Genomic DNA, 21,183 nt, shown 5'->3' on the forward strand with positions numbered 1-21,183 from the left:
TAGTCCTTTAAAGACTACTTCCCCCCTTCCCCCTCCCCGGCTCCTACCCCTTGATTTTCCTCTCCGGAAAATCGGTATATATTTGCCGTCACGTTTTTATTGATCAAACACGTAGATTTATTACTTAACAAAACAAACAACCACCCGATACCGACATGGTTATCCCGTCCGAACGGCATGCTTAACCCACCGTAACGACACAGGCAAGCTACCCTGGTGATACTACCATGTCAGCCCCGCCCACGCAAGGAAAACCACCCATCGGGATAATTCATAAAAAACACAATAACCATAGGTAGTCCTCTCTTCCCACAACATAAAAAATCATGAGAAAAAAAAGTATTTGCAACCGAAGACTCATCCAGTCCTTCAAAACCTATCGACGCTTTTTAAGTACATACACCGACCGCGGCGCACTGCTGCACGAAACCGCCCTCTTCCTGCTCAAAACCCAACCGTTGAGCGAGCAGGAAGAAGCCTTCAAAAGAAACTTCTTCGCCACCTACGCCCTCGAACTGGCCGGGCCATGCGGATGTCACGACGTCTTGCCCGCCCATTTACGCATCGACAATCCGGAGAAAACACAGATACTGATCGAACTGATGAGCGCCCTGCGACGACGGGGATTGCTGGGAGATATGACTATCAAACAACTGGCGAAAATCCTGAACTGCATCCTTCTGTCGAAATACAGCCTCTCGGGCATGAGAAGCCGCCTCAAGACCGTCCTGCCGGAACTGGAATACGTCGACGGAACCATCCATGCGCTGACTAAAGAAATCAAGCAAAAGAAGAACGAACAACAAGAACATAAATAACATTCATCCCGGGAAGAGAGGAAACCTTTCGACCGGTTTTTACGGATCGCTTTGAAAACAAGGCGTTTAACCTCCTGAAAACAGGGAAGACGACCTTTCGGATATCGACGTTATATTTGTTAAAAATTTTAGAAAAACATCTTGCTCTCTTATATATATTCTTATATAATAATGAAAAGCGTCTCAAAGATCGTCTCACGATTGTCTCCGAAGCCCGTTTTTCGACTTTGTAAAAGACTGATATATAAACCGATAGAAAGAGAAAAGACCGTCCGGAGATTGTCTTAAAGATCGTCTACTAATATTTGTTAACAGCAACTTTAAAACCGTATCGTTATGCAAAACATGAACAACAAAAAAACCGACCTGTTTCTGAGAGGATTCCTCAAAGTGCCAAACACCATTCTAAGCAAGATGTATGCCGACGACTCATACACCCGCCAGTACGGCAATCTATACCTCTGCCTCTTGTTTCACGCCAACAAGCGCGACGAAGAGATCTCCATCCACTCGCAAACCGTCTACTGCCAACGAGGCGAATGGATCACAACCTACCGGACTATCGAAGACAAGACACAAATCTCGCGGTCGCGATTGAGTGTATTGCTGGACGATATGGTGGCAGACGGCGTGATCGCTGTGCAGCGGCTGCCCCGCTTCACGATCATTACGATCGTGGGTTACGACGACTGGATGAAGGTACCCGCCATCGGTAACCTGCCGCCGGCCATACCGGCCCGGCACATCCCGCCAGCCTATCAGAGAGAGAGTTTTCGCCCCGTTTACGTACGATTCACCTAAATAAAAACAGACAGATCATGACAAAAGAAGCAAACAAACAACAACAGTTCCCGCTCCCCCTCCCGGCTACGGAAGAGATGGAACGTGCCGTTATCGCACAAAGCAATGCCATTGCCGACGTGGCGGAGCGTCTCCTGCCCGATATGTTTACCAACCCCGACTACCGCCTGGTCTACCGTGCCATGACGGCGCTCCACGACCGCGAGGCGGACATCGATATGCTGAGCATCGAAAGCGAAATGCGCTTGCTCGAACCTGAGCAGGCGGCGCGTCTGAACGGGTTGGGATTTATTGCCGACCATCTGCTGACGGTGCGCAATGCGTCGCATATCCGGACGTATGCTGCTGCCGTGGTGCGTTGCTGGGTGTTGCGCCGGCTATGTGCCGATATGAAAGAGCATGCGATCAAGGCGCACGAACCGGCGGTCGACGTGGTGTCGCTGCTCGGACAGGTGCACAAGGGCGTTCAGAAGCTGGAGGATTTCTTTGCCGTCAGCAGTACCACACATGCCGCCGGGGAGGTGAGCCGCCGCATCCTCGATACGATTTACCGCGAACAGAGCCTGCATGCCGCCGGAGAGATGCAGCAACTGACGACGGGCATCGCGGAGTTCGACCGTCATCTGGGCGGTCTTTACCGGGGCGAACAGCTGGTGCTGGCGGGTCGTCCTTCGATGGGGAAGACGGCGCTGGCGCTCCACATGGCGTTGGCGGTGGCACGCAAAGGGAAGCGGGTTTGCTTCTTCAGCCTGGAGATGACGGAACGGCAACTGGTGAGCCGCCTGCTTTGTATGCTGAGCGGCGTGGAGCCCGACAAACTGCGTTTCAAGCAACTGGCGGAAGACGACCGGGCGAAGCTGGAGGCGGCGGCCGAGGAACTGGATCGCCTGCCGCTTTTCCTGAACTATTGCAGCGGCTGCACGTTCGAGGAGATCCGGGCGAAGACGATGGCGCTGCACCGTCGGATGCCGCTCGACCTGATCATCGTGGATTACCTCAACTTGATACAGGTGAATCCTGCCGGACGTGGCGAGGTGAGGGACACGATGGATCTGGCGTTGGGCGATGTGTGCCGTAAGCTGAAGAACCTGATCATGGAGGCGGATGTGGCGGGTATCGTACTGGCGCAATTGAACCGTAACTGCGAGGCGCGTCAGGATCATGTCCCGGTGATGAGCGACCTGCGTAACTCGGGCGAGATCGAGCAGATAGCGGACAGCATCGCGTTTGTCTACCGTCCGGAGCAGTACCGCGAGTATTACGACAAGCATACGAAGGAGGATATGCGTGGCGTGGGCCAGTTGTTCATCGCCAAGAACCGCAACGGGGCGACGGGCGAAGTGCGTTTCCGGTATAATGCCAGCCTGACGCAGATTTATCCTTACAAAAACAAATTATCATGAACATCCAACAATTAAAAAACGCCAACCCCATCGAACGGGTGGCGGCGCGTTATGCCACCCTGCATCGGGCTGGCACCAACTACAAGATGCTATGCCCGTTTCACGACGACCATCATCCGTCACTGATGCTGCATGTGGGCAAACAGTTTTTCAAATGCCATGCCTGCGGGGCGGGAGGCGATGTGATCACGCTGGTGATGGAGATGGAGCATTGCTCGTTTGCCGAAGCGGTAGGGATTTTGACGGCAGGATCGACGGCAGGATCTACATCGGTGACACACCCCCTGCCCCCTCTCCAGAGGGGAAAAGTTACTATCAGTCCGGATCAGCAGGGGGTAACTCCCTCCCCTCTTGAGAGGGGGCAGGGGGTGTGTAATCTTCTCTCCGCCAACCAACAATTCCTGCAATCCCTCCAGCCCTGTCCCTCCGGCCACAGCGAACTCTCTCCCACCTGGCTCGACTTCGGGGTCGGATTGGCTCCGGCCTTCGTGCCCGATGCTTTCCGTGCGATGCGCAGCCGCATTGTCTTCCCGATCTACGATGCGGAAAAGGTGCTGACGGGTTTCGGTGCACGCCGTATCGACAATGGCCTGCCGGACGCAGCAGCCGACAGTTCCCCCAAATACATCAACACCGCCAACGACGGACTGTTCGACAAGAGCCGCACGCTCTACGGGATTCACCGGGCAACAGAGGCGATCCGCAAGGAGGGCTTCGTTTTTCTGGTGGAAGGATATAAGGATGTCCTCGCCATGCATGCCGCCGGATTCTATCACACGGTGGCTTTATGTGGGACAGCGCTGACCGACGGGCAGGCGGATATTCTCTCGCGCTACACCTCCTGCCTGCATCTGCTGCTCGACGGTGACGGGCCCGGACAGAAGGCTGCCGCAAAGATTGCCGCCGAACGGCAGCGTCAGTTCAGTGTACGTACTTCCTCTATCCCCGGCGGCGAGGATCCCGACGAGTTGTTCCGCCGGCTGGGGAAGGCCGGTTTTCGCACCTATCTGCATCATCTGACCGCACAGGGTTGTTATTCGGCACGCCGTCTGCTGGGGTATTGCCTGCGACAGCCGTCGCTCGCTCCTTTGCTCGAAGGGATGCTCGAAGCGGACGATATGCGGTTTGCCGACAGCGATTACAATGACTTGCTGCATTGCCTGGCGTTGCAGGAGGAGTGTCCGGAGGAGTTGCAGGTGTTCGCCGGTTACCTGGAAGAGTTGCTGCCGGAGTTGTTTCCGGCCCTCCCCGAATTGCCGGGCGTACCGGAGGGGATGACGGATGAGCAGATCCCGCTATCGCACGAGGTCATGCTCCGGATACTTCTCACGGAGTATTACGAAGAAAAGATCATCGGTGAAGGCCGCCGTTTGCGTCGGCAGATACAGTCCGTCGACCCGGCTGACCGCCCTACCCTCTTCCGCGACCTTCATCGTCAGCTCCGTCACCTCTCACAGATCACCCGCGAGGCGGAACGGACGGCGGCAGTGGATGAGAGGTGGTTTTAGGGGGCTGACGCCATAAAAAATGGAGATAATTTGTTTATCAGGAAAAGATATTGTTCCTTTGTGACAAAGGTTATATTATAAAGAAAGGAACCAAATCTATGACAAAGAAAAAGTACTCCGAACAGGATGAAACGACTTCCCGTTCATCTGTCAATGAACCCATAGTTTCTTACGGGTTAAGTGAAGTTATAGGACAAACATCGCCTGCCCAATACTCCTTAGATGAACTGAAGGCTCATCTGGCTATATCCCTGGAAGATATTAAAGCCGGACGCATACACAATCATGAAGATATTCCTAACCTGCGTCCTCAATGGTATGGGATACCCGGCAAAATCCGGCTAGTCTGAAGGTGCATTTGTAAAAGCTAACAGAATTTGCTTTTTAGGAAAAGATATTGTTACTTTGTGGAAAAGGTAGTATATGAACAGACCTGATATTGTACATAAAATAAAAGAGATTTTACATCGGGTAGCACCTGGTGCAGAAGTTATTCTGTACGGTTCGGAAGCGAGGGGTGATGCCAGGCCGAGTTCTGATATAGACATTTTAATATTGGTTGATAAAGACCATTTATCCTATAATGATATCACCGCTATCACCTATCCCCTATACGATTTAGAATTGACAGAACAAGTGAGTATCAGCCCATTGGTATATACCAAAAAACAATGGCAAAACCGACCGTTCAAAACTCCATTTTATATAAATGTAATCAATGAGGGTATCAGATTATGAAACAGCAAATGGATGAAGAAAGCATAAAAGCATTGGTTTCATATCGCTTGAAGCGGGCTAAAGAAACATTACATGAAGCTGATATCCTGATGAAAGACTGTTGCTACAATGCCGCAGTCAACAGGCTTTATTATGCCTGCTATTACGCTGTTATCGCTTTACTTGTAAAAAATCATATAGCTGCACAAACCCATGATGGAGTGAAGCAAATGTTTGGATTGCATTTCATCGTCACAGGAAAGATCGACCGGAGATATTCCCGCTTTTATAGTCAACTCTTTAATGACAGGATGAGTGGTGACTATGACGATTTCCTGTTTTATGATAGAGACATGTTATCTGAACTACGTCCCAAGTCTGCCGAATTTATAGCCTTGATCGAATCTATATTGTCAGAAGCATAAAGAATCCAAACAACCCCGAACCTCCCCCAACCCACACGAACAATCGCGAACTGCCCGCCTGCCGCATGTCGTAGCTTTGTATTGTAATATTACAACAGACAACAAAGTTATTCACCATTAAAAACTTTCTAATCATGGCAGTAAAATATCGTTTAGTTCAGAGAAAGGACATGAGTAAGGATGCAGCGCCGGACGCTAAGTTGGTATATGCAGTAAGCAGTTCGACCGGGATGTGCGACACCGCCCAGATGTGTGATATCATAGCCGACCGCTCGGCAGCCACACCGGGTGACGTGAAACTGGTATTGGACGGCGTGCTTCACGTCCTGAAACAGAAACTCCCGGACGGGCAAACCGTTCAATTGGGTGACCTGGGATATATCCAGGTGGTATTGGGTAGTAAAGGGGCGGCTACTGAAAAGGACTTCAGTGCCAACCTGATTAAAAGCCGTCGTATCCTGTTCCGCCCAGGAAAAGTGCTTGTGCAGCTGGCACAAAACTTCAAGACGGAGCGTTACGCCACCTCCGGCAGCACGACAACGCCGCCGAAGGATGATGAAGACGACAGGCCGGTGATCGAGTAGTCAGACCAACGATCGAGTAGCCAGGAGCAGTCAGGGTTCCCCCAAATGATCGAAAATACATGTCGCCTGTTTGGGGGTCAACACCTTCCTTCCCGGTTTCCAGCCACAAGCCGTCAGCCGGGAAGTCAACTCGTCACTCAGTTTGATCCAGCGCCGGAGCTGCACGGAAGCACATTCGGGCTTACTGTCGGGGAAATACAACAGGGCCAGTTCCTGATATCCCCACACACGTTCGATCTTTTGTTTTTCGTCAGACATAACTCTTCGTTTTACTTGTTCAAGATGTATAAAGATACTCAATTACAAGCGAATAGACAAGAAAAAAAGAGGTTATTTATCTATAAGGCGAACCTTTCAGGTATAGAAAGATGTGAGCTATCTATTTACAGCGTCGGGAGTAACCTTTCCCCTCTAGAGAGGGGGCAGGGGGTGTGTGAAATTTGCTTGTTTGCGGGGTAAGATAACACACCCCTTATCCCCTCTCGAGAGGGGAAACAGATACAACCGGTCGCTATAAAGATAGATTCGAAACTAGAAAAAACTGAGTCTTTTATGAGGCTCAGCCTCATGCCGTAGGCTCTCTTTTGCCGTTTGCTTCAGCAAACGGATATTTAAATGCTCCGGCTTTGCCGATCCTCTGTGGGTTTTACCCCCTTTCATATAGGAAAGAAGCCCCGTTAATAAAGGGGCTTAAGCCCACAGAGGAAGAGGCTTTGCCTCCTGTCTTTTATATCCGCCGGTTAAAAACCGACGGCAAAAGAGAGCCTGCGGCACAAGGCGTTGCCTTGTAAAGAGAGATAGCTCAATTCTGACAATAAATGAAACATTCATCACCAATAAATTATTAACAACAAATTCATCCGATCATGACAAAACAAGAATTTATCCGTCTCTATCTGTCCGATGCTTCGGAGGCAGGCGGGAAATACCAGATCAACCCCATCGTTATCCTGGCACAGGCGGCCATCGAATCGGGCTGGGGCGAAAGCGTACTCGCCAGGGAACATAACAACCTGTTCGGTATCACCGGCTACGGCCCTAAAAACGAATACTGGCACGGCGGCAAGGTGGAACTCAGCGAGGGCGGACTCTGTTTCCGCAAATACCGTTCGACACGCGAAAGCATCTTCGACTTCGCCCGCCTGATCCGTACCGCTTACCCGGCAGCAGCCAACGTCAGCCGGAAGCCCAACGCCTACGCCTCCGAGATAGCCTACAGCCGCTACATCAGCGAGGTGAACGGTGACAACCGGGCTGCCTACCGTAAAATGCTGTGCACCATCGCCGCCAGCCTTCAACGTCTGGTCGAAATAAACGAAGCCAAATGGTACAACAACCTGTTCGCTCCAACGACAGTCGGCCGGCAGGCTTGCAAACAACTTATTCATCAACCCATAAATACACCAAGCGTATGTCAACACTCAAAGTAATCTTCGATTTCCTCCTTTCCGTCGTCAAGATCATCTTTCCCGGAAAGAACAATGGGAGGCACTGCCATCCGGATCACCCCGTTCCTGACCGTCATCACCCTGACAGCCCTGCTCCTGAAGGAGACGGAAGTAGCGATGGCGGCAGTGGGAGCCATCCTGTCGATGTTGCCGAAATCCCCCCGGACGAATGCATAGATGCCGCCGACTTCACCGACAGACTAATGGGTCATGCGATGATTGCCACCGCTATTATCGGCTACCTGTACAAGATGTATCTCTCATAAACATCCGGCGTAGTACACCCTGTCATCTGATCAGCTTATACCCGATCCCCCGGACATTCAGTATCTTGATCCGGGGGTCTTTTTCCAGTTTATGCCGGAGCTTCGTGACGAACACATGCAGGCTGCGGGCATTGTAGAAGCTGTCGTTCCCCCAGAGTTCCAATAGGATATCCTTGGTGTCGACCGGAAGATTCCCGCTCTCGCAAAGCAACCGGAGCAACTCCGACTCTTTAAAGGAAAGCTCGACCGACTCACCGCCTGCCTCCAACGTCTGTGTAGACGGATAAAACGTGTACAACCCGATTTCGTGATATGCGACGGCGACAGGCTCAGCTTTGCTCTTGACGATCAATGCCTTCACCCGGACAATCAGTTCACGCAGGCTGAAAGGTTTCCGCAGGTAGTCGTTCGCCCCCAACTCGAACCCTTGCACGATATCGTCAACGGACGAGCGGGCACTGAGGAACAGGACGGGCACCTCCTTATCCATCCGGCGGATGCGGCGCACCATCTCGAAACCATCCACCTCCGGCATCATCACGTCGGCAATAATCAGTGCCGGATGCTCTTTGAAATAATGCTCTATCCCATCCAGTCCGTCGCGGGCTACCGCCACTTCGTAGCCTTCCTCTTCCAATGCGTCTTTGACGATCATGGCCAGGGAGACTTCGTCTTCTACTAATAAGATATCCATAAGCTTGGGGTTATTGCGGTAATGTAACTATAAAACAGGAACCCTGGCCGGACACGCTCTCTACGGTGACCGTCCCGCCATGCTTCTCCACCATTGTCTTCACATAAAAGAGTCCGATACCGTAGCCTTTCACCTGCGAATGACGGCTGGAAGGCAACCGGTAGAACTTATCGAAAAGATGCCGGCGATACTCTTCGGGAATACCGGGGCCGTTGTCCTGTACACGCAGCTGCACCTTTCCTCCGGCAGCCTCCGCCTGTATCGTTATCTCCGGTTCCTTGTCTGCATATTTGACGGCATTATCCACCAGGTTGCTGATGATACTGTACAAATGTACGCGGTCGGCTCTCAGGCTTATTTCCTCCGGGACAGACTCCACACGGATGCGGAAAGGGCGTGACGACTTGATCTTCTGCTGTTCCAGTATCTTGCCGATCAGGGCATTCAACGAAATATCCTCCATCACCAGGCGAATCTCTTTCCGTTTCTCCAGGCTAAGGGTCAGGATTTGTTCGACCATTCCGCCCAGCCGTTCCAGTTCCTCGTGGCAGAGGTGGAGGTATTTATCGGCCTTCTCCTTATTTCCCAGGAGGTTATAATGGATGATCGACTCGATGGCGGCATAGGATATGGCGATGGGTGTCTTCAACTCGTGCGTCACGTTATGGGTGAAGTCGTCTTTCAGTTGCTCCACCGTCTTCTGATGGATCAGGAACCAGATCATGTAGGCGAACGACAATACCAGGATCAGCAGGATCAGGAACGAAGAGACCAGGATACCCGTCATTCCCGCCAGCGAAGCCAGCCGGGTCGGTTCCACATAGACGTAATAGGCTTTCGGATGATAGGTGGTATATTCCCAGGTATAACGGTCGTAACGCGCCGGGTCTTCCCCTGTGGGGACGGAAGAGGCGACCACCGTACTGTCGGCAAGCGACCGTATCTCCGTGAAATGGCGGAGGTGCAGGTTTTTCTCCCGGAGACCGGCGGTCAGCAGGCTGTCGAACTTCGCCAGGTCGACGGGAAAGATCGTATCGATCACCTCGTGGAGGCTGCGTTGCATCTGCAACCCCAGCTGGCCCAGCGAACTGAAATCATCGCCTACCCTGACCTTGCCGCTTTCGAGTACTTTCTTCATCTCGGCATTCACTTCGGGCATAAGAGGGAGTCCGGCTTCTTTCTCGACGATCCGGACGGTCGCCGGTATCGAATCCTTATTCCGGAAACGGGTAGCCAGGGCGATACCTCCCCGGTCGTCGGCCTGCGAGAAAGTCTCCCGACGCTTGTTCGACAACCGGCTGATGGTGTCGGCGCGGCTGAACAATTCGATATGGTCGGCATTGCGGATCGCTTCGATGATATAGTCCCTGTTCTGCTGCTGGCGGGAATGGTACAGCCGGTCGATCCAAAACAACTGGTAGGCGAATATCCCGGATAACGACACGATCACCAGTGCAATGATATATTTCATGGATGATTTCATGCAAACAAATATAGGGATTCTCCGGCTTGCCGCCTGCCGCTTTAAACCAAAATAACACAGTTTCGGACGAATGTTATTTAGTCTTACCAAATGCAGGCGTTTTTTGGAACTGTTCAGCGCCCTTTCTACCTTTCGTATAAAAATCACGAAAAGCACAAGAACATGAAAAGAATCTATTACCTGTTATTGATAGCCAACTTGCTCCCGCTGCCCACCCGGTTATCGGCACAAAAGCAGACTGACGGTAAAGGTACGATCCTGGTGAACGACAGCATCACGCTGGAACTGCCGGAGGTATTCGTCAAAGCCGAACGCCCGTTGGTGAAGATGACCGAAGGAAAACTCCAGTACGACATTCCCAACCTGATGAAAAGTAAACCGGTGGACAATGCGTTCGATGTCCTGGGCGAACTGCCGGGCGTAGAAAAGAAAGGCGACAATATCTCGCTGCTCGGCACATCGGGCACGACGATCATCATCAACGGCCGGAAAAGCAGCATGACACCGGAACAGCTGGCCGACATGCTGAAGTCGACCTCTTCCGATAAGGTGAAAAAGGTGGAGGTGATGTACAGTACTCCGCCGCAATACGGTGTACAGGGTGCCTCCATCAACCTGGTCATCGAAAACGACAAGAGCCTGAAGGATATCCTGAAAGGGGAAGTGTCGCTGACGGGGGAACAGGGGTATTATTTCTCTCCTTCGGGACGGATGAACCTGTCGTACACGGGAAAGAAATATACGACGGACTTCTCCTACTCGGCGGGTTACCGACACAGCCGCTCTACGGAAGATATGCATGCGGAACCGACCGTCGACGGACAGAGGTACGATATCCTGCAAAAAAACTGGTCGGAGAACAAAAGTATCGCCCACAACCTGCGGGGTGCTTTCGAATATGACTTCGACAACAAGGACAAGCTCTCGGTCTCCTACACGGGACGGTATGTACAGGATGGCCCCGCTTCCCACCGAGGCGGATGGACGGAGTTCACAGGCATCGAAACGGTAAACACCGCCAGCCGGACGACCGGGCCGACCTCCCTGCACAGTGCACGGATCGATTACAACGGCCATAAGAACCTGAACGCAGGTATCGACTATACCTTCTACAAAGATAAATCGTTGCAGGAGCTGGTCAACAATTTTGAAGACGACACCGACCAGGACAGGCGCAACGAAAGCCGCCAGCAGACGCAACGGGCCAATATCTACCTGAACCATTTCGTCGTTACCGCGAGCAAGTGGAAACTGTCCTACGGGCTGGAGGCTTCGTTGTCGGGGACGGACAACAAGGCGGAAGCGCTGCTCGACAACACAGAAGAACGCGAAGGGACATTCGACCTGACGCAAAGGGAACATTCGGTCGGCGCTTTCGGCGGTTTCTCGCGTTCGTTCGGGAAGAAGCTGACACTGGATGCTTCGCTGACCGTCCGGTATTACAAGGCTTCGATCGACTCAGCGGGAAAGAAAAGTACATTATGGGACAGGGCGGACCTCTTCCCTGCCCTGTCGCTCGTTTACCGGATCGATCCTTCCAACATGTTGCAGTTCTCCTTATCGAGCAACCGGAAGTATCCTTCTTATTGGGCGACTACGCCGAATACTTATTATATGAATGTTTACAGCGTGATCAAAGGCAATCCGGAACTGAAACCGGAGCTGAACTATTCGATGCAACTGACCTATATCCTCAAAAACAAGTATGTGCTTGGAGCCTTCGCCAATTTCCAGCCGGATAAGATACAACAGATGTCGTACCAGTCGCCCGACCGCCTGCAATCGGTCTTCCATACGATCAATCTGGATACGCACAATATGTTCGGACTGATGGCGGTCGTTCCTTTCCGTGCCGGCGAGGTGCTTAGTTCGCGGCTGACATTGATGGGCTTCGGTATCCACGACAAAGGGACGCTGGTCGATGTCCGTTTCGACCGGAAGAAGCTCTTCGGGCGGGCCATGCTGACTAACACGATCTTCCTGACCCGCGACAAAAACCTCTCCCTCGACCTCACCGGCGATTACTGTACGAAGGTGATACAGGGCCTTTACGATATCGACCCGCTCTACAGCCTGGATGCCGCCCTGGTATGGACGCTTCCCAAACAGAAGCTCCGCCTGACTCTCAAAGGCAATGACCTGCTGAACAGTCAAAAGCCGCTCACCCACATCGACCAGCAGGGTCAGAAGAGCCGCATGGAACTGTTTCAGGACAACCGTTCGGTCTTGCTGACGATCCGTTACAGCTTCGGCGGCTACAAGGAGAAGAAGGTAAAGGCGGTAGATACGTCACGGTTCGGAACGTAGAAAGTTTTGAACCTACTTTTGGCTTGATCCAAAAGTAGTCAAAAGATCAAGGCTGCACCTGGTTCGCTACTCCGCATCCTACGTTCGCTGTCGCCTCCGAACTCGCTTCGCTCAAACAGCGGAGGCTCCGGGCGCTCTCTGCGGCTGCTGCGCTTTACGCTCGCCAGCTGAGGCCTTTCAAAGGAAGCTCCGCTTCCTCTTGGGATTGCCGATGCCGCCTGTTTTAAAGGTGTCGGTATCGGCCATCCCAAAAGAACGCTCTGCGTTCTCTGAAAGGCCTCAGCGGGTGAGCGTCCGCGAAGGGGAAAGACGAAGCGGGAGGAGGCTGCGCTGTTTGAGCGAAGCGAGTTCGCAGACGACAGCGTAGTCTTTCACCGGAGCAGCGAAGACGGTGCAGCCTTGAACTTTTGGTTACTTTTCTTTCAAGAGAAAAGTAACATTCATATCTGACAATAATTGAGACAAGCAAATCTGACAAAATATGAAACAAAGAAACCTTTATTTATTCGTTATCCTTTGCTGGCTGTGCACATACGGTTCCCTGATACAAGCGCAGGATGACCCTCTGCATGCCGTCGAGGAAGCGATAAGCAATTACAACTACCAACAGGCAATCGACCTTATCGGCCGACTGGATTCACTCTCTCCCGACCTGCAACGGAAGAAGCTGGCAGCCTATAAGGAACTGAACCGATACGGTGAAGCAATCCGCCTGCTGGACGAAATGATCGAAGCGGATTCGCTGAACATACATCTCTACATCGAACGGGCCAACTGTTACCTGATGCAGAACAGCGACAACAAAGCGTTGGAAGAATACGGAAAGGCGTTGAAGCTATCTCCCGAAAACACTTATATCCGGACAAAAATGGGACAGCTCTATTTCCGCAACGAACAATACACAGAAGCGAAAGCCCTTGCCGAAACGATGCTTTCCGCAGACACCACCCAGTATGCCCTGCGCCTGTTGGGCGATTGCTACGGAAAAACGGAACAACCGGATTCCGCCCTCTATCTGTATGAACTGGCACTGGAAAGGGATTCGTCGGACTATGCGGCAGTGCTCCGCCTGTCGAACCTGTATCTGGAAATGGATTCGGTAGATGCAGCGATCCGTTATACCGACAAGTACATCGGACAGGATTCCCTGAACCTGCCTGTCAACCGGGTCAATGCTTTTGCCTATTTCCAGAAAGAACAGTTCCGGGAGGCCCTGGAAAAATACCGTAACCTCTCGCAACTGGGCGATAACACAGCCAATACAAACTATTACCTGGGTCTCTGTTACCTGAAGAACGACAGCCTGCAGAAAGCCTACGAATGCCTGGATAAGGCCAATAAGAAAGCAAAGGAAAAGAATCCGCAGATACTCACTTACCTGGGTATCGCAGCGATTGAAATGCCGGGATATGCCACCGAAGGGATCGAGGCTACGGAGAAGGCGATCCAGCTGATCCTGCCGGACAGCACGTTGATGTTCTCCCTGTATAACACACTGGCAAAAGGGTTCGTCATGCGCCGTGAGTTGAAAGAAGAGATCGTGGCATTGAAGACCTCCCTGTCTTATAGCCCGCAATCGTCCGTCACCCTCAATCATATCGCCTATGCTTACGATCTACTGAAGGACAACAAGAATGCCGTCAAATACTACAAACTCTTCCTCAACAGCATCAGCCGTCGCGAAAAGCTATCCGGCTATATGCAAAAGCTGAAAGAAGCCGCCGAGGAGAGGTTGCAGTATTACAGGGAGGAGGAATTCTTCAAAGGGACTTGAATTCGTTTATCGGGTAAATACCTGCCCTGCCGGAACGATCGAAACAGCCTCTCCTTTCCCTAAGGTCAGCTTGAGAAGTCCGTTAACCACAGGTATTGCCGATGATTTCAGAGTCGGTTCATTCATGGATATGGAATAAACGTCTACGGCGTCGACCTTCTCCCAGCCTTCCGGCATCAGCCAGCTGCGGTTTTCGTATCCGTCACCGGAATAGGCGATGATCTCGTTGTCGTTCCAAAGAGCGGGAACGAACAGGTTGTCATTCTCACGCAAGATGAAATCTCCTTTACGGATGATGTTCCTTCCGTCTTCCACACGGGCAACGACACCCTCGCTGTAATACAGAGCTTCATCGACGAAGGCAACCCGTTCCAGGCGGCTCAGGTAATACCAAGGCAATGTCATGGTACAGAACTGAGACAGGAAGCCGGGCAGATTATCCAGGTCTTTCTGGAAGATCTCCTCTCCCTGCATACTGGAACCAAAACGGAAATCACCCTGTCCTTCACGGTGGGTACGTCCCCTTGCCGACAGACGTTCGGGGATCTCCATCTGGAAGTTCTTATCGTCCGGGAACCACCACGACATCGGCTGAAGCCCCACAAAACCCTCGCCTGCAGGGTGAGCCCAGAAGATACCTTCACCCGTTACGTCGAAACCCTTCTCACGCCAGTACTTGAAGATCTTTCGTTGAGTTTCCACTTCCTTATACATGTCGATACCTCCGTTCTCCGGCTTGGCATGCCAGGGACTTAACGGACGGTTCTCCGGTTGCCAGTAGGCCATGAAAGCGTCGATATGGATGGTGTGGCCGTCTTTCAGCTCGGGGGTCATGTCGATCAGATGGTCGATACGCGGTTTGGCAAAGCCTTTCTCCCATTCTTTCGTATAGCTCAGGTGATAAGCTTTATGGCCTTTGACGTATTCCCAGATAGATGTCAGGTTGCCATTGGCATCACGGGCGATAATATCGTTTTTGATGTAGGTATCCCACAGGGGGCTTTCCTCGAAAGCATCGACCATGTTGATGTGCAGGCTGACGGTCGTGTTGTAAGCACGGGCTTCGCGGATCAGCCAGCGGAGGCTTTCGAGGGCGGTGGCATCTTCTTCCCGCTTCAATTTGGGATTGACGATGCTCCAGTCGGGATACAGGTGATCGTGACCACCCCGTTGCCAACCGACCAGGTAGATGATCTTGGGGATACCGCGTGTCAGGTTGTCCACTCGTTTCACGACATCCAGAGCCTGACCGAACGTACACAGGCGCGACGGGTCTTCGTGCTGGAAAATCACGTTGTTCGGATCAGGTTCGTTCAGTTCACCATCATACCCCATAAAGAGTTTCAGTACCAGAGTCTGGTGATAATCACGGTAATACGGGGCGACAACGACTCTCTTTTTCGCCCGGTAAGTGGCACCGTCTTTCTGATAGACGGCGGTCACTTCAGCCAGTCCGCCATCCTTCGGGATTAACTGATCACCGGATAAAGCGACAACCTCGACATTTCCGCTGGCACTGACTGTACGTACGGATAAAGCGAGCTCGGATAAGGAGAGATCGGATGTCTTTCCATTGGAATAATGACCGATAACACGAAGGGTTCCCTTCTCTCCGGGATTACGTACCGGATTCAGAGTTTCTTTATCCAGTTGGATAGAGATCTCCTCTAGTTTGTTCTGTGTACTACAAGACAGACAAAGCAGGATTGTAAGTATATACAAAGATATTTTCATGATAAAATTCAAACGTTATAAATAGGGTGCAAAATAAAAGATTATCAAGGTATCATTCACTCAAAAGGATCAGCCATCCGCGTTTCGGATCGACCGGAATCGGATCGGCTGGCGTAAACTCCCGTGCTTTCTGAAAATCGGTAATATCCGGAGCCTGCATACGGACAGACGACGGATTCAGACCTAATTGTTTCCAGTCGATATTCAGTTTAACCTGCTTCTTCGTACTGGAATAATTACCGATCGACAGCAGCGTCTCTCCTTTATTCACGTACGCCGTTACTTTCACCTCTTTGTCCGAAGTGGTCACAGCCGGATTCTCTTCCCAGAAGCCGATCATCTGCGCATCCATGATCCCGAAGTCATCCCACAGCTTCCAAACATATCGCGGGTTGCCAATAGTTCCTTCCGTATACCAAGGCAAACGGTTCGTCATGCCATATTGCATTCCCAGCCATTGGTTGCCTCCACCGTGCAACATATCTCCCATTAAGCCGAAAGGAAGACCGGAGACTTCTACCAGCCAGTTGGCCGGAGACATTTCGTTATACATGAAACTTTCACCAAACCACACCTTATCCACGTATGGGAAGTACTCTGCATATTGAGTAGCCGGACCACGTGAAAAGCCCGTATTCGAATGCAGGTCGATGATACATCCCGGTTTTACCTCTTCCATGGCATGCCGCATGCGCTTCAACATATCACGGCCGAAAGCGACATCATCCAGATAAAGGCCGTCGATGTCTGTATATTTTACCAGCCATGCCAGTCCCTCCACATAATAATTATACCAGCGCGAATCGCCCGTAGCCGTCAAGACGGAAGCATCGGCAATGACACCTCTTTTCTCGCCATTATCAAAATGTTGATACCATTGAGGTGTATAATCGGTTACATAATGTTCCCGGCACCAGGGGAAGCCTCCTCCTTTACCGCCTTGCAATATTTCATCTCCCAAACTGCGCAATGCCCAAATTTCCGGAACGACATTGGTTAGCTCGCGGATGGTATAATACAGTTTCACCTTACAGCCTTTACTATGCCATTCATCTGCAAACGCTTTGATGGAATCGGCTGTTATGAACGGATAATTGATGAACGGATTCAAGTCGTTGGCATGGTGCACATTGATAATCTTTATGCCTGTCTCCACATCTTTCGCTTCCGGTGTCGGTGCAAATCCGTTATGGTAGTACCGGTCGGTAAACTGGCTACGACTATTCACTTTCTTGACCGGAGTGATCAGCAAGGCAAAATCGAACGTCAGACTTTCGACAGCATTGAGAGCACGTTCACCACTATATGCCGTTGCTATGGTCTGACTTCCGCTCCGCTGAATGCGGAAACCGCCCTTGCCGTTGTTATACCAACTTTCGGGATAAGCAGGACGATAAAGATTCAGCAAAGGACCGGTATAACTCGCTCCACGTAATTCGCAATGGATACCGGCTTTTTCTGAACCACACCAGAAGCTGTCGAAAGGCCACAGCCAGGAAGCACCTTTGTTAGTGGGTATGGATACGGCATAATCGTGTACCGTCTTTCCCTGTGTCTCCCAGCCTCCGGAATAGTCGGCTGGTGTCTCTTGTCCGGGTAAACCCAGCCCCATAAAATAAGGGGCAGCTTCGCTTTTCATCGGTATCTCAAGCCGGATATCTTCGATCTGTAAATCCTTTTTAGGAGCGATGGAATAAACGTAGTTGATCCAGCCGTCAAACTCCATCGTTGCGTTGCAAGTCAGTGTCAAGTCATCATCTTCAGCCTTCCAGGTTCCCGACATTTTACCTTCGGACTGTCCGGTCAGGTCGACGGTTCCGTTCAGTTTCTTTTCTCCCGAATAGGTACGGATGATAAAACGAACGGGAGAAGCCAGCAGTTCATGCCCCCAGGAATCAATAGAAGACGGCAGAGCGGTCTGCTCATCGAGAGATACCGTACGGCCTAAACAGGAGACACGGTTGTCGGAGAGAGACATGTCGGCATACCCTTCGGTCGGTTTGTCGCTGATTCCGCGGGTCGAATTAAGCCAGCGTAGGCGGCTATGGCGCCAAAGCTCACCATCACCACGGTCTGCCAACATTTTGCCGGATACTTTCAGTTCTATTTCTACAGGAACGGTATATCCTGTTTCATCCTTTAAAGTAACCACGCCTTTATAAGTTCCGCTTGGTTGATCCGCTTTCAGATCCACACCAAACCATAAGGGTTGAACGGCATCCGGAGCTACACTCACCTGTCTGGTAAACGGTATTCCTTTCGGATTTACTCCGTTTATATTGAAGCAAGTAATCGCTTCTGCCGGAATCAGATCGTTTCCACTTTTCAAGCCGGATGTTTCATAAGTCACACTGTTCAATTCGTCGGTTGCAGCCCATACACCCAACTGGAAGGTGTAGTATTCGTTCGGTTGGGCTTTCCCGGTAAACGACGTTTGCAGCGGACTTTGTAACCATTTATAAGGGACGGCATCTTTCATACGTATAGGCAATGAACGATCTTCCGGGAAGACGAGGAAATGTCCTGGATTCGCTTGCTTATAATTTTCTTTCTCACTATCCGAAGCGGCAATTTCCATGGGATAGAAGCTATCGAACTGCGTACGCGACTCCACACGGTTGATAGTTGCCTCCGGTAGCTTTTTATCGGCAGAAACAGCAGCTACCCATTGCTGACCGGGAGCATCCTCTTTCGGGAAATAACCGAGATGATAATTTCCACAACCTTCCTGAATTTGATACGGCAGATAATAAAAGAAATAAATGCCTTTCTTTTTAACTGGACCAAATAAGAGTTCACATTGTTCGTTATTGACTTTCAGTCGTTGGATATTGGGAATCGTATCCCCTGTCTCCGCATCGACAATCAGAAAACGACGGTTATCCACCTCCTTGTCGGGGCGTCGCCAGTCGAAGGATAGTTTGACAGCTTCAGCCGGAGCGTTAACCGCCAGTACGGCACGATGGTTACCCAGAGCTTCGTTCCACGGAGTCTCTGCTACGGCATAAGGATATGGAGCCTGAACGGTATTTTGATTACAAGCAATGCCTATGCAGGCAAATAATATATACAATAATATATGTTTCATGAAGTTAGAATTTTAAGATACTAAAGACCTGATTTATTACATCCGGTAGCAGGAAAGACGGAGACAGCTTCATCCGGTTCGAGCGACAGGCGGACAGATCCGTCAGTGCAGACCTCGCTGGTTTTATAAAAGATACCGGAAGGCGTTATCTTATAAATATCCACGCTGTGTACGTCCGACCAGTCGGGTGGCAACTGCCAGGACTTACCGGAATAGCCTTTTACTGAATAGGCCATATACTCACGACCGGCACGCCAGAGAACCGGCATAAAGAGATCGTCCTTGTCCCTGAGCAAACGTTTATGATGAGTGATGGTCGAGTCCTTTAGTGAAGCGGTCAGGCCATCGTTATAGTAAACGACACGGTTCTCGCCTTTCCCTGTCAGCTTTTCCCGTTTATAACGGTTCAGATAGACGTAAGGAAGTGTTCCTGTATAGAACTGGTAACGGTATTTGTCTATCCAGTTGGCATCGGGCAAAGAGCCGTTCTCCAGGTTACCGAAGCAATCTTCACCGCGTCCGCTCATACCGAAGAGGAAGCCTAGCTGGAGCTGTTCTTTCGTCAGATCCGGAAATTGTTTGGCAAAGAGATAAGATGCACCGCCGGTTGTCAGATAAGCGGGGTATTTCATATAGTCCGCTTCGGTCGCTTCAAACCACAGGTACCAGGGATTCACACCGATGAACAGGTCTTTGCCTTCCCGCAGGCGGTTGAAACTTTCGTGAGTGACATCGATACCTTTTCCCCTGAAATAGCGGAATATCTTTCGTTGATATTTCTCTTCCTCCTCCCATGAGATCTTTTCATACGGATTGTCGCGCACGAAGAAAGCATCGATCATTATCGAACCTGCCTCCTCAATGCAAGGCAGTAAATCCAGTAAGGCATTGATCCGCTTAACGGCATAACCACTCTCCCATTCGTTCTTATAACAAATCTGATAGGCTTTGCGGCTGTTCCACACACCGATCTGCATCGGGGTTCCGTCTGCATTACGGGAGATAAATCCTTTGGAGAGGTATTCATCCCAAAGGGGACTGTCGTCGTAGGCATCCGTCATATTCACATGAACACTGATATAGGTATTATATTTCCTTGCCTCTTTAGCCAGCCAAAGCAGGGACTCCCTACCGGTAGCATCACAATCCCTCTTCAGTGCGTTATTCACTTCAAACCAGGCCGGATATTTATCGTCGTGCCCGTTATATTGCCATCCTACCAGGTAGAGCGTCTTTGGAAGTCCCCGTGTGACGGCATCCATCTGTTTTACCAAAGACAAGACCTGTTCGAAAGTATAGCAAATAACCGGATTGCCTTTCTCATCCGGATAAGACAGCATGATCTTCATCAGTTGCATCTGGTGATAGGCATGCATATAAGGTTGTTCGGGACGCATCGTTTTAGTCCAGTCATATTTCTCTCCGGAGATAGCCCGCCATGATTCCGCTAAATTTTCCTGAGAAAATAATGGGTGACAAACCAACAAAAAGGCTAAACACAATAACCTAAAAAGAACTATCTTCTTCATATTCATTTTACATTAGTTGATAAAAAAAAGGCTGTCCGAAACTTATATAGAGACGGACAGCCTCAGCACTTCAGATCTAAGGATATAAATATAGTTACTTATTTAATGCAGTAACTTGAATTGTCCAATCTTTTTTCGTACCGTTAGCAGCTGTCACCAGATACCTGCGTGTAGTAGAAAAATCACCCGGTACTCCTAATGTCGGAGCACCGTCCTGGGGAGCAATAACAGCTGCAGTGGAAAGATTAAACTTGCCGACCAGGTTTGTCAGAGCAACCGTGTTACGAATCTCTTCCGTAAAAGAACCGTCAGCCGGAGGAACTGTGATCGTACAGGTAATTGTTCCGGCTTCTGCATTGATTACTTTATTTTCGACAGTCAGTGTTACAACCTTTACAATCGGTTCACCGTCAATCCATACATCTGAAGGATCCTTATATCGAAAATCAAACTTTACATCTGTGATATTTGCTTCCTCAAATGCTGGCAAATCATCCATGTTTCCGTCCAAACAAGAGGAACAAGCAAGGAGCAGCATTAACAACAAAGCATTATTCATCCATTTTACTATATTCTTTTTCATACTTTTAGTGTATTAAAGATT

19 protein-coding genes and 1 pseudogene are annotated in these 21,183 nt (G+C 50.6%); 12 read left to right on the forward strand and 8 right to left on the reverse strand.

Going from position 1 to position 21,183, the window contains the following annotated elements; translation table 11 throughout:
• The first annotated feature begins 326 nt into the window (after positions 1-326).
• From DXD68_RS15725 to DXD68_RS15760, 8 genes are all read left to right on the forward strand, one after another.
• Positions 327-818, forward strand: a complete 492-nt coding sequence (locus tag DXD68_RS15725) for a hypothetical protein (protein WP_122362491.1) — start codon at positions 327-329, stop codon at positions 816-818.
• Positions 819-1,154: 336 nt separating this feature from the next.
• Positions 1,155-1,619 (forward strand): hypothetical protein, encoded by a 465-nt coding sequence (locus DXD68_RS15730; RefSeq protein ID WP_122362492.1) that lies wholly within the window; start codon positions 1,155-1,157, stop codon positions 1,617-1,619.
• Between the two features lie 17 nt (positions 1,620-1,636).
• Complete coding sequence (locus tag DXD68_RS15735) at positions 1,637-3,022, forward strand: replicative DNA helicase (protein WP_122362493.1); 1,386 nt, start codon at positions 1,637-1,639, stop codon at positions 3,020-3,022.
• Positions 3,019-4,530, forward strand: a complete 1,512-nt coding sequence (locus DXD68_RS15740) for a CHC2 zinc finger domain-containing protein (RefSeq protein WP_122362494.1) — start codon at positions 3,019-3,021, stop codon at positions 4,528-4,530. The genes DXD68_RS15735 and DXD68_RS15740 overlap by 4 nt, the downstream gene beginning before the upstream one ends.
• Positions 4,531-4,628: 98 nt before the next feature.
• Complete coding sequence (locus DXD68_RS15745) at positions 4,629-4,880, forward strand: hypothetical protein (RefSeq protein WP_147383001.1); 252 nt, start codon at positions 4,629-4,631, stop codon at positions 4,878-4,880.
• A 73-nt stretch (positions 4,881-4,953) separates the two neighbouring features.
• A complete protein-coding gene (locus tag DXD68_RS15750) occupies positions 4,954-5,268 on the forward strand; it encodes a nucleotidyltransferase domain-containing protein (protein WP_122362496.1) in 315 nt (104 codons plus the stop codon).
• Complete coding sequence (locus tag DXD68_RS15755; RefSeq protein ID WP_122362497.1) at positions 5,265-5,672, forward strand: HEPN domain-containing protein; 408 nt, start codon at positions 5,265-5,267, stop codon at positions 5,670-5,672. Before DXD68_RS15750 ends, DXD68_RS15755 begins: the two co-directional genes overlap by 4 nt.
• 134 nt (positions 5,673-5,806) lie before the next feature.
• Positions 5,807-6,256: an HU family DNA-binding protein gene (locus tag DXD68_RS15760; RefSeq protein WP_122362498.1), complete on the forward strand. Its 450-nt coding sequence runs from the start codon at positions 5,807-5,809 to the stop codon at positions 6,254-6,256.
• 30 nt (positions 6,257-6,286) lie between these two features.
• Here the strand turns inward: DXD68_RS15760 and DXD68_RS15765 are convergent, their stop codons facing one another.
• Positions 6,287-6,514, reverse strand: coding sequence for a DUF4248 domain-containing protein (locus DXD68_RS15765; protein WP_075557144.1), 228 nt, complete (start codon positions 6,512-6,514; stop codon positions 6,287-6,289).
• Positions 6,515-7,122: 608 nt separating this feature from the next.
• Here DXD68_RS15765 and DXD68_RS15770 point away from each other — a divergent pair.
• Both DXD68_RS15770 and DXD68_RS24125 read left to right on the forward strand, forming a co-directional pair.
• Positions 7,123-7,560, forward strand: a pseudogene (locus DXD68_RS15770) (glucosaminidase domain-containing protein); the annotation flags it as partial.
• Between the two features lie 177 nt (positions 7,561-7,737).
• Positions 7,738-7,881: a hypothetical protein gene (locus DXD68_RS24125; RefSeq protein WP_158585899.1), complete on the forward strand. Its 144-nt coding sequence runs from the start codon at positions 7,738-7,740 to the stop codon at positions 7,879-7,881.
• A 111-nt stretch (positions 7,882-7,992) separates the two neighbouring features.
• On the opposite strand, the gene DXD68_RS15775 is transcribed toward DXD68_RS24125, so the two are convergent.
• Entirely contained in the window at positions 7,993-8,664 is a 672-nt protein-coding gene (locus DXD68_RS15775; protein ID WP_122362500.1) for a response regulator transcription factor, read from the reverse strand.
• Positions 8,665-8,674: 10 nt separating this feature from the next.
• Entirely contained in the window at positions 8,675-10,135 is a 1,461-nt protein-coding gene (locus DXD68_RS15780) for a sensor histidine kinase (protein WP_233577185.1), read from the reverse strand.
• 174 nt (positions 10,136-10,309) lie between these two features.
• On the opposite strand from DXD68_RS15780, the gene DXD68_RS15785 reads away from it, so the two are divergent.
• Positions 10,310-12,454, forward strand: a complete 2,145-nt coding sequence (locus tag DXD68_RS15785; protein WP_122362502.1) for an outer membrane beta-barrel family protein — start codon at positions 10,310-10,312, stop codon at positions 12,452-12,454.
• A gap of 38 nt (positions 12,455-12,492) precedes the next feature.
• Here DXD68_RS15785 and DXD68_RS24130 read toward each other — a convergent pair whose 3' ends face one another.
• A complete protein-coding gene (locus DXD68_RS24130; protein ID WP_158585900.1) occupies positions 12,493-12,705 on the reverse strand; it encodes a hypothetical protein in 213 nt (70 codons plus the stop codon).
• Positions 12,706-12,935: 230 nt separating this feature from the next.
• Here DXD68_RS24130 and DXD68_RS15790 point away from each other — a divergent pair, with 230 nt between their 5' ends.
• Positions 12,936-14,228, forward strand: a complete 1,293-nt coding sequence (locus DXD68_RS15790) for a tetratricopeptide repeat protein (RefSeq protein ID WP_122362503.1) — start codon at positions 12,936-12,938, stop codon at positions 14,226-14,228.
• A 6-nt stretch (positions 14,229-14,234) separates the two neighbouring features.
• Here the strand turns inward: DXD68_RS15790 and DXD68_RS15795 are convergent, their stop codons facing one another.
• The 4 genes from DXD68_RS15795 to DXD68_RS15810 form a co-directional block, all read right to left on the reverse strand.
• Positions 14,235-15,962: an endo-alpha-N-acetylgalactosaminidase family protein gene (locus tag DXD68_RS15795; protein ID WP_122362504.1), complete on the reverse strand. Its 1,728-nt coding sequence runs from the start codon at positions 15,960-15,962 to the stop codon at positions 14,235-14,237.
• A gap of 52 nt (positions 15,963-16,014) precedes the next feature.
• Positions 16,015-19,050 (reverse strand): glycoside hydrolase domain-containing protein, encoded by a 3,036-nt coding sequence (locus DXD68_RS15800; RefSeq protein ID WP_122362505.1) that lies wholly within the window; start codon positions 19,048-19,050, stop codon positions 16,015-16,017.
• Between the two features lie 20 nt (positions 19,051-19,070).
• Positions 19,071-20,579 carry an endo-alpha-N-acetylgalactosaminidase family protein gene (locus DXD68_RS15805; RefSeq protein WP_122362506.1) on the reverse strand — a complete coding sequence of 503 codons (1,509 nt, stop codon included), beginning with the start codon at positions 20,577-20,579 and terminating at the stop codon, positions 19,071-19,073.
• A gap of 94 nt (positions 20,580-20,673) precedes the next feature.
• The gene (locus DXD68_RS15810) at positions 20,674-21,162 is read right to left on the reverse strand and encodes a DUF5018-related domain-containing protein (RefSeq protein WP_122362507.1); all 489 of its coding nucleotides are present in this window, start codon (positions 21,160-21,162) and stop codon (positions 20,674-20,676) included.
• Positions 21,163-21,183 lie beyond the last annotated feature (21 nt).

It is taken from the genome of Parabacteroides sp. TM07-1AC (assembly GCF_003480915.1).
GTDB lineage: Bacteria > Bacteroidota > Bacteroidia > Bacteroidales > Tannerellaceae > Parabacteroides > Parabacteroides chongii.

What these genes read in the sequence shown, in the direction of transcription:
- DXD68_RS15725 (WP_122362491.1), top strand. Translation starts at nt 327, where the DNA reads ATGAGAAAAAAAAGTATTTGCAACCGAAGACTCATCCAGTCCTTCAAA.
- DXD68_RS15730 (WP_122362492.1), top strand. Translation starts at nt 1,155, where the DNA reads ATGCAAAACATGAACAACAAAAAAACCGACCTGTTTCTGAGAGGATTC.
- DXD68_RS15735 (WP_122362493.1), top strand. Translation starts at nt 1,637, where the DNA reads ATGACAAAAGAAGCAAACAAACAACAACAGTTCCCGCTCCCCCTCCCG.
- DXD68_RS15740 (WP_122362494.1), top strand. Translation starts at nt 3,019, where the DNA reads ATGAACATCCAACAATTAAAAAACGCCAACCCCATCGAACGGGTGGCG.
- DXD68_RS15745 (WP_147383001.1), top strand. Translation starts at nt 4,629, where the DNA reads ATGACAAAGAAAAAGTACTCCGAACAGGATGAAACGACTTCCCGTTCA.
- DXD68_RS15750 (WP_122362496.1), top strand. Translation starts at nt 4,954, where the DNA reads ATGAACAGACCTGATATTGTACATAAAATAAAAGAGATTTTACATCGG.
- DXD68_RS15755 (WP_122362497.1), top strand. Translation starts at nt 5,265, where the DNA reads ATGAAACAGCAAATGGATGAAGAAAGCATAAAAGCATTGGTTTCATAT.
- DXD68_RS15760 (WP_122362498.1), top strand. Translation starts at nt 5,807, where the DNA reads ATGGCAGTAAAATATCGTTTAGTTCAGAGAAAGGACATGAGTAAGGAT.
- DXD68_RS15765 (WP_075557144.1), bottom strand. Translation starts at nt 6,514, where the DNA reads ATGTCTGACGAAAAACAAAAGATCGAACGTGTGTGGGGATATCAGGAA.
- DXD68_RS24125 (WP_158585899.1), top strand. Translation starts at nt 7,738, where the DNA reads ATGGGAGGCACTGCCATCCGGATCACCCCGTTCCTGACCGTCATCACC.
- DXD68_RS15775 (WP_122362500.1), bottom strand. Translation starts at nt 8,664, where the DNA reads ATGGATATCTTATTAGTAGAAGACGAAGTCTCCCTGGCCATGATCGTC.
- DXD68_RS15780 (WP_233577185.1), bottom strand. Translation starts at nt 10,135, where the DNA reads ATGAAATATATCATTGCACTGGTGATCGTGTCGTTATCCGGGATATTC.
- DXD68_RS15785 (WP_122362502.1), top strand. Translation starts at nt 10,310, where the DNA reads ATGAAAAGAATCTATTACCTGTTATTGATAGCCAACTTGCTCCCGCTG.
- DXD68_RS15790 (WP_122362503.1), top strand. Translation starts at nt 12,936, where the DNA reads ATGAAACAAAGAAACCTTTATTTATTCGTTATCCTTTGCTGGCTGTGC.
- DXD68_RS15795 (WP_122362504.1), bottom strand. Translation starts at nt 15,962, where the DNA reads ATGAAAATATCTTTGTATATACTTACAATCCTGCTTTGTCTGTCTTGT.
- DXD68_RS15800 (WP_122362505.1), bottom strand. Translation starts at nt 19,050, where the DNA reads ATGAAACATATATTATTGTATATATTATTTGCCTGCATAGGCATTGCT.
- DXD68_RS15805 (WP_122362506.1), bottom strand. Translation starts at nt 20,579, where the DNA reads ATGAAGAAGATAGTTCTTTTTAGGTTATTGTGTTTAGCCTTTTTGTTG.
- DXD68_RS15810 (WP_122362507.1), bottom strand. Translation starts at nt 21,162, where the DNA reads ATGAAAAAGAATATAGTAAAATGGATGAATAATGCTTTGTTGTTAATG.